The organism is Corallococcus sp. 4LFB (assembly GCF_046520365.1).
GTDB lineage: Bacteria > Myxococcota > Myxococcia > Myxococcales > Myxococcaceae > Corallococcus > Corallococcus caeni.
Genome location: NZ_JBKGHJ010001016.1, coordinates 1 through 1,279, shown reverse-complemented (window position 1 = coordinate 1,279; position 1,279 = coordinate 1). Strand labels below are relative to the sequence as shown.

Sequence of the window (1,279 nt, the reverse complement as noted above, 5' to 3'; positions counted from 1 at the left end):
TGCGGTACAGCCGCGTCCCTGCCGCACCGTACGGGTTCGGCACGAAGCGCTCCGCCGTCAACTCCGGACGCTGGAGGTAGCCGCGCGCGAGCCCTTCGCCTCCCAGGTACAGCTCACCGGGCACACCCACCGGCACCGGCTGTCCACGCGTGTCCAGCACGTACGCCTGCACGTTGGGCAACGGCCCGCCGAGGACGGGCTGCGTCCCAGGACGCACCTCGTAGCTCGTCGAGTCCACCGTGCATTCCGTCGGGCCGTACACGTTGAAGGCCCGAGTCCTCGGCGCGGCTGCCAGCGTGGCCCATGTGGCCGCGTCCAGGGCTTCACCGCCCGGCAGCACGAGCCTCGGGGCCTTCTCCCCTTCCAGCAGCCCCTGCGGAATCAGCAGCCGCAACAGGGACGGCGTGCAGTCCAGCACGTCCACCCGCTCACGCCGCACCCACTCCACGAGCGCCTTCGGTTCCTGCCGCGTCTCCTCCGGCACGATGCACAGGCAGTGTCCGTCCAGCAGCTGTGCCCACTGCTGCACGGACGCGTCGAAGTACAACGGCGCGTTGACGCTGACGCGCAGCCCCGTCGGCTGGCCCGCGTAGATCGTCTGTTTCAGCGCCTGGTGGAAGTGCAGCACCGCGCGGTGCTCGATCATCACGCCCTTCGGCGTGCCCGTGCTTCCCGAGGTGTAGATGGCGTAGGCGAGGTTGCGCGCCGTCGCCACCTGCACCGGGGCGTGCGTCGGCAGGCCCTCGGGCAGTGCCCCTTCCGCGTCCAGGCACAACACCTGGGCGCCCTCGACATCCCACCCGGCCGCGATGCGCGCATGCGTCAGCAGCACCGGCGCCGCGCTGTCCTTCAGCGCCAGGGCACGACGGTGGACGGGCCAGGCCGGATCCAGGGGCACGTAGTAGCCGCCGGCCTTCATCACCGCCAGCACGGCCACCATCGCTTCCAGCGAACGGTCCAGGCACAGCACCACCGGCACGTCCGCTCCGACGCCCAGCGTGCGCAGATGGTGCGCGAGCTGGTTGGCGCGGGCCTCCAGTTGGGCGAAGGAGAGCGTCTCCTCCTCGAAGCGCACCGCGGGCGCATCCGGCGTCCGGGCCACCTGCTTCTCGAAGGCCTCCGAGAAGGTGCCCTCCAGCACGAAGTCCCTGGCCGTGGCGTTCCAGTCCAGGAGCACCTGCTGGCGCTCCTCGACCTTCAGCAGCGGCACCTCCCACACGCTCACGTCCGCGTCCTTCGCGATGCCCTCCAGCAGCATCCCGAAGTGGCTCAGCATCCG

1 protein-coding gene is annotated in these 1,279 nt (G+C 70.7%); it reads right to left on the bottom strand.

What is annotated here, in order from left to right:
• The coding region (locus ACLEQD_RS43665) for an amino acid adenylation domain-containing protein (protein WP_410391831.1) at positions 1-1,279 on the bottom strand (1,279 nt) is incomplete at both ends.